General features: G+C 43.8%; 10 protein-coding genes. 4 read left to right on the top strand and 6 right to left on the bottom strand.

The features are described 5' to 3' along the window. Window positions 1-485: 485 nt before the first annotated feature. Entirely contained in the window at window positions 486-761 is a 276-nt protein-coding gene (locus Q8J68_RS02795; RefSeq protein WP_305310034.1) for a type II toxin-antitoxin system prevent-host-death family antitoxin, read from the top strand. A gap of 3 nt (window positions 762-764) precedes the next feature. Beyond that, on the top strand, window positions 765-1187 hold the full coding sequence (locus tag Q8J68_RS02790) for a putative toxin-antitoxin system toxin component, PIN family (protein WP_305310033.1): 423 nt from the start codon (window positions 765-767) through the stop codon (window positions 1185-1187). Between the two features lie 218 nt (window positions 1188-1405). Here Q8J68_RS02790 and Q8J68_RS02785 read toward each other — a convergent pair whose 3' ends face one another. The 6 genes from Q8J68_RS02785 to Q8J68_RS02760 all read right to left on the bottom strand — a co-directional run bounded on the left by Q8J68_RS02785 (window position 1406) and on the right by Q8J68_RS02760 (window position 4194). Beyond that, on the bottom strand, window positions 1406-1801 hold the full coding sequence (locus Q8J68_RS02785; RefSeq protein ID WP_305310032.1) for a hypothetical protein: 396 nt from the start codon (window positions 1799-1801) through the stop codon (window positions 1406-1408). Window positions 1802-1816: 15 nt separating this feature from the next. Further along, the gene (locus Q8J68_RS02780; RefSeq protein WP_305310031.1) at window positions 1817-2308 is read right to left on the bottom strand and encodes a hypothetical protein; all 492 of its coding nucleotides are present in this window, start codon (window positions 2306-2308) and stop codon (window positions 1817-1819) included. Window positions 2309-2838: 530 nt separating this feature from the next. Next, on the bottom strand, window positions 2839-3111 hold the full coding sequence (locus Q8J68_RS02775) for a hypothetical protein (protein ID WP_305310030.1): 273 nt from the start codon (window positions 3109-3111) through the stop codon (window positions 2839-2841). Then, window positions 3104-3457 carry a hypothetical protein gene (locus tag Q8J68_RS02770; RefSeq protein WP_305310029.1) on the bottom strand — a complete coding sequence of 118 codons (354 nt, stop codon included), beginning with the start codon at window positions 3455-3457 and terminating at the stop codon, window positions 3104-3106. Before Q8J68_RS02770 ends, Q8J68_RS02775 begins: the two co-directional genes overlap by 8 nt. A 16-nt stretch (window positions 3458-3473) precedes the next feature. Further along, window positions 3474-3842 (bottom strand): hypothetical protein, encoded by a 369-nt coding sequence (locus Q8J68_RS02765; protein WP_305310028.1) that lies wholly within the window; start codon window positions 3840-3842, stop codon window positions 3474-3476. Continuing rightward, window positions 3835-4194 (bottom strand): hypothetical protein, encoded by a 360-nt coding sequence (locus Q8J68_RS02760; RefSeq protein WP_305310027.1) that lies wholly within the window; start codon window positions 4192-4194, stop codon window positions 3835-3837. The genes Q8J68_RS02765 and Q8J68_RS02760 overlap by 8 nt, the downstream gene beginning before the upstream one ends. Window positions 4195-4404: 210 nt before the next feature. On the opposite strand from Q8J68_RS02760, the gene Q8J68_RS02755 reads away from it, so the two are divergent. Both Q8J68_RS02755 and Q8J68_RS02750 read left to right on the top strand, forming a co-directional pair. Beyond that, window positions 4405-5247, top strand: a complete 843-nt coding sequence (locus tag Q8J68_RS02755; RefSeq protein WP_305310026.1) for a hypothetical protein — start codon at window positions 4405-4407, stop codon at window positions 5245-5247. Between the two features lie 381 nt (window positions 5248-5628). After that, window positions 5629-6255, top strand: a 627-nt coding sequence (locus tag Q8J68_RS02750) for a hypothetical protein (protein ID WP_305310025.1), incomplete at its 3' end; no start/stop codon positions are given.

Below are 6255 nucleotides of genomic sequence, written 5' to 3'. Positions count from 1 at the left end.
GCTTTCTTGTTCGGTTCTGTCGCTTCGGTCATTATTATGTCCTTCCTTGTTGTTGAATTTATGAGATCGATATTTGCAGACGGGACTATGACTAGGAGCGTTGTTTCCCATGCGTCCTAGCTTAACATGGAGGCAACTCTGAAAAGCAAGAATATCATAAGCCTAACTCAAATCTTTCTCTGTTAGACTACCAGCCAATCAAAAAATGCCTTGCGAATTGTCCTGTCGCAAGACCCAAGAAATCGAAACCACGCCGGCGAACTACACTTAGCCGCCGGCGATTTTTTTCTTCGGAAAACGGACCGCACGGCGTTTTGGCATTAAGGACGAGGAGGAGCTATTTAAGACTCTAAACGATAAGGCTGGATCTTAAGCTGACTGGTAAAGAGCTATAAATTTAATCTAATTAGATTAAATTTGGAAATACTGTACTTGATATTATAACTATATCAGTTATAATGACTGTATTAACTAGAGGAGGTGTTATGCAAGTGCTAAAAAGAGAAAACGCCATGACAGCACGAAAGAATTTCGGTCGGCTTATGGAAGAAGCGCACTACCGAGGTGATGAAATCGTTGTTGAGCGTGCCGGCAAACCGATGGTAGCCATAATCTCATATGCCGAATTTCAAGAGTTTAAGCAGCAACGCGCGAAGGACTTTGAGATCTTAGACAAGGTCCGCGCCAAGAATCAAGGTGTCAAACCGGAAGAAGTAGAAACTGCTGTTGAAGAAGCAATATCTGAAATTAGAAAAGGCTAAGGTATGATTAGGGTATGCTTAGATACTAATGTTATTGTAAGCGGGCTCATCTCACATTCAGGTGCGCCTTATGAGGTGCTTGAGGCTTGGAGAGGCCGCGAGTTTATACTGCTTACCTCAGATGAGATCGTCACTGAAGTAAGCAAGGTCTTACAATACCCCAAGATAAGGAACGCCTTTTCCCTAACAGATGAAGAAATTGAGAAATCTTTATTGCTTCTTAGCAAATATTCACAAAGAACCCCTGGTGAGCTGAGACTAGACGTCATCACCGAAGACCCATCGGATAATATGTTGCTTGCATGTGCAGTTGAAGGTAATGCAGACTTTATCGTTTCGGGTGATAATCATTTGCTTAATATAGAAACTTACCAGGGAATTCAGATACTCTCGCCTCGTGAGTTTATAAGGCAGCTAGAATCCTGAAATTCAGTATCCGAATAACACATAACATGCAAGGACACATTTTTTCTCCGAGTTCGAATAAGAACTACTTTGCTGGGGACATTGAACGATGTTCGAACATATGTGGTCGAGCACAAACTAGTTATTGCGTAGGCTTAGATGCAATAACCCATTTCAAAGGCTCACGGTTCATCGTGAGTGCTTTTAAGCCAAACGATTAACATGTTCTTATAAGTAGACTAAAAGGGTATGTCGTCAAATTTTTCGCCAGCAGGATTATCGCCACGGCCAACAAAGCCAATGCGGTCCAGCTCACTATCAATTGACCGAATAGCCTCATCAATGCGCAGCGCCTTTCTGCGAGCAAATTCATAAAGCTCATTAAGAAGTTGCCAATCATCATCAGAATCATACTCAAAGAAGCTGTCAACCTCATCACCTTCCATGTTAAGGATTCTGACAGCAATACCAGGCGCATCCCTAAACTCCATGTGATAGCGATCAATAGATAGAGAAAAGGTCTTAAAATAAACAATATACGTTGAACCATCTGAAGTCGTGTGCCAATTAACTTCCTCCTCAGCACTCTTTTTATGAAGTTTTCGGATGATAGTCTTATAAACCTCAGGTAACATAATAATCCCAACCCTTTACAAATACTTAGCTTTGCCTGAAACTTCGAATAACGAATCCGATATCTGGTCCAGTTTCTTATTTATGGCTACTGGATCCATCTTAACATTGGGGTTGACCAACCGCTGCTCCAGCTTACTCAGCAGTACTGATAGTTGAGAGGTAATCGCCTGAACAAAAGCGTCAGAATCATCAACTGGTAGGTCTCTAAGATGACGCACTTGGATGAGTACGGTCTTTAGTTCATTAATTCTGTATAAGGCTGCTTCCCATCGCTCACTTCTAATTTGGGATTGAATCTCGCCAATAAATCGAGCGCATGAGGATAAGTCGGCAACGATTATATTTTTTTGAAAGCTTTGTTGGGCCTGTGTAGCAGCTTTCTTCGCTGCCTCTGCTGCACTACGCGTTCTTGATATCTGCAATAAAGCAAACGGCAAACCAGCTATAGAAACAATCGAACCAATAAGACCAACCCACTCTACAAGATTAAGTGACTCAATTGACATAAAGCCTATTATTCTCCAGCTAAGGTGCAATATTGAAAACTATTAAACACTAAGTATGTGTAAAACGCAAACTGTCCAACCCTAAAACCCTAAGATAGATATCACCAAGGGCGGGGTGATATCTATACCATGCATATTGACACCACGTTTAAGCACAAGATTGAACCATTTTAGAACAATAAAGAAGTGCTTGAACTATTGGGTTAGTTATCATTAAATAGCAAATACGATGACAACGCAAATGGATTTAATGATGAACGTAAACCGACGCTGGACGACAAGAGAAGAAAGACGCAAATATGCTCGCCAGCAAGCAAAAGACCTCATGGGGATCGTTGCTTCCACTATGTACCTGATATTGATATTGAACTTAACCCGTTACCGTTGACACCTTAACTTGAACAACGGACGCCTTAGAAGTCTTCTCAAATAGTCAAACTTCTGCGCGAAGTCTATCTGATTGCGAATCGTTCCCTTGGTCCCTTGCTAGTCGGTCGATACCCGAAAATAGGCTGTGATTCTTTGCATGATTATCTAATACCAGGTTCCATTGGTTGGTCATAATCAATAATTTCCCGAGAATCGTCCACTCCCTCTGCGATGTCGGTATCTGTTTGATTGTCGTCCCAGTCCCAGGCATCGTCCCAATCCCAATCATCCTTAGCTACGCCCGAATCGATTATTCTACCTTTTAGATAGGCTATTTCTGTCCTTAAACTAAAGTAGTGGTAAGCAAACACGGCTAAAAGCAGAACAACAGTAACCATAGTTGATTTCTTGAGGGTAATCGTTATCTCACTCATTGCATTTCCTTGGTCTCAGAATTACTAATGATAGCCCAAGCGCCATAACAACCGTAATGGTTGAATAAATTGTAAATCGTTGCTTAACTCTGCAAACATAGGGGTGCATGTTTAAGACATAGTCCCTGCCGCTACTACTTTTTTGGGAAAGGCCCATTATTTGCTTGTTATAAGCATATTGCGATATTTTGCCATTGCGGTCGTTGTATAGATAAAAGATAGAGCCTATGGCTAGGGTTGCAATTATTAAAACGAGCAATATTCTCTGCTGAAAAGAGAGCGGGTGTTTCCCAGGCCTCTCAGGGCTGGCGTTAAGCTCTTGTATGGTGCTGTCTTGTAATTGCATACCAACGACTCCTTGTCTATTGTTGCTGATTGTCTCCAGGTAATAGTTCGATTGGATTATCGTATTCCTTTAGTTGTTCTGAAAGTTCATAGGCTTGAGTTTCAATATCTTCAAGTGATGACTCAACCTCTGGGACAATCTCAGACCAATCGGTAGAGCCATCGCTAAAGCTATCAACACTTGAGTGCAACTGCTCGATTGAAGATTGCAGATCCGAAAGCTCCGACCGTGAAGCATCAAGCTGGCTTTTTAGCTCATCGTTTTCAACCCAAAGCTCGTTAATTCTAGTCTCGTCCGCATCTGAGCAGCCCGTTATGACGATCGCTAGCAGGCTCACCATGATAATTACGATTGATTTTCTAAGAGTAAAGGTTACGCTATTCATCTGGATTCCTTCTTGGCCTTAGTGCCAGGGCGAAAAGCCCAAGGGCTATGACGATAATTGATGCAGAATAGATATTGAATAGCTGTATCTTTCTGTGCGTGTAGGGGATCGTGTTGAGCACGAGCGGTTTTTCATGAGCCGCCAGAGTAAGATACCAGTCCATGCGCCCAGTGTTGACCAGATAGGCACCGATTTTGTGCTGTTCGATATTCCATAGGTAGAAGATTAACCCAGCAGCTACGACTACAATTAACAAAACGCAAATTACCCTCTGTTCAATCGAGAGCGGGTGTTTCTTAGGCTTTACAGGGCGAGCCCTTAACTCTTGGGTGGTGCTATCTTTTATTTGCACATCAACAACTCCTTGCCTATTTTTGGTTTTCGGCCGTGCTATATGCAAACCTGTTCTGCAAAACGACAAGATGTCTTTAACCGTATCATCCGGCGAACATCCTTAAAGATTACGCAAGTACTTGAACTAATAAGTTAGTTAACATTAAATAACAAGTACGGCAACAACACAAATAGGACTACTGGAAGTATGAATCTTAACCACCGCTGGATGACAAGAGAAGAACGCCGCAAATATCACCGAGAACAAGCAAAGGACCCCATGGGGATTATCGCATCGACGGTGCATCTGCTCGTACCTGAGTACATGAACATTGCAAACGACGTAAGCGAGCACATCGATTTTGAAGGTCTACAAATCCAGTCAACCGAGGCCAATGAGATGCCTGGAAGCACGCTTGTCAGCAGTCGGCTTAACCCTGAGCTTAAAATGAGCATAATGAACGATATTCGAGCACGTCTTCTCGAGACAGAAGACGTAAAAAGATACATGGATGAGCTCGATAGTATGGTTCAAACAATTTCTGAAAATCCTAAGAATCTCAAGACAAAAAGAAGAAAAGGCCGCCCGATAAAGTCTTTCGTAATGCCAGAGACCGCACTGACCAATATGATTTACCACTGGGCTATAAATGTCCAGATTTGGCCGCTGCCAAGTTACTTTTATGCGCAGTTCAACAGAACCGCGAGTAGTCGATATGTCAGAATCGAGCCTGAACTCCTTGACTTCTTCAGAATGCACTGCGAGGACGTGCCAGAAAAAAGCATCTGGGTTGAAAAGCCAAACGATAAAAAGCTCTACAGAAAAGAATTACCTCGAGACGCCTGGCTCTTCCTCACCTACTGCTATTTAAAAGAAGAGGATCGCAACGTAACATATTACGATTTAGCGGAACTCTTAATCAGTGCAGGCGCATCCGAAGGCGTATTTGCCGATTACGATGAGGATTCTGACGAAATATTAGATGAATCTGAGAAGATGCGCGAAAAAACAAAACGAGCATGCACACGCTTTAAGCAGTACGTTCTCTCCATCGTTGACATAAACCCCTAGTCAAACTGTCCCTTTTCGAGATTTTAGATTTGTTACGGTCCTTCCAAGAACTACCACTTGGAAGGATAAGATGGCGTTTTCAACCCAATTAGTTCAAGACACAAAAGAACACTTCAGGAAGAAGTACGGGATTGCGCTCAGCGATGAGAAGGCCGCCGCGTATTTAGAGCAGTTTGCAGCATTCGGCTCGCTCGCCTACGACTATCTCTCCTCCAAATATTGCTCCACCCAACAACTGCCCTGCGGAGAGCCCCCCGTTCCCTACTCAAGGACCACAGCGGATGCTGTGGTAGAGTCGGGAGAGGGGGGCCGACGTAGGGCTTTCGCTATGGCGCAAACGCTCGGAAATGGCACTTCCTCTTCTCGAGGGGAGGGGTCACTATGAGCGACTCCTTTACCTCAGAGCCTGCAAACACAGAAAGAAACGAGCAAGGTTGGCCCTGTCAGAGGTGTGGCACTAGGGCTGGAACAATTGATAATCCTTTTTATGGTTTGCCCGGCGAAGAAGTCTGCATCGATTGCTGGAATCAAGAGCATTCGCAAGAACCAGGCGAGCCTGTCACGGAGAAGAAAGGCCAAGCAGGGATGGTTCCGCCGCAGCGAAGCCAGGCGGAAGTGTCCCGCAGGCCTGCTCCTCCTTCTTATCTTGAATCTGTTAACAATAATGTCAACAGACAGGTGCATGAGGACTATCACGACTATATTTCGGGCTGCAAAGAACACGGGATTATTCTGTGGCGGGACGAAGAGCAAAAGTACATCTTTATCCCCTACTATGAACTAGGCAGATACTCAGAGGGCGGCAGAAAAGCGATAAGTAGAAAACTTAAAAAGGCGCTCGGTAGAAAAAACGTCCGAAAAGGCGTCTTTCTAACGCTCACCTTTGCGCAGACCGGCGTTGACTTGCTGAGCTGCTGGGTAAATATCGGAAATGAGATCCGCAAATTCTTAAACAACGTAAAGATGTGGAAGAAAAGACGGGGTCATAAGGGTTCCCTTGATTACTTC

It is taken from the genome of Methanolobus sp., from assembly GCF_030682845.1.
GTDB lineage: Archaea > Halobacteriota > Methanosarcinia > Methanosarcinales > Methanosarcinaceae > Methanolobus.
This window is presented reverse-complemented; position numbering and strand designations above follow the sequence as displayed.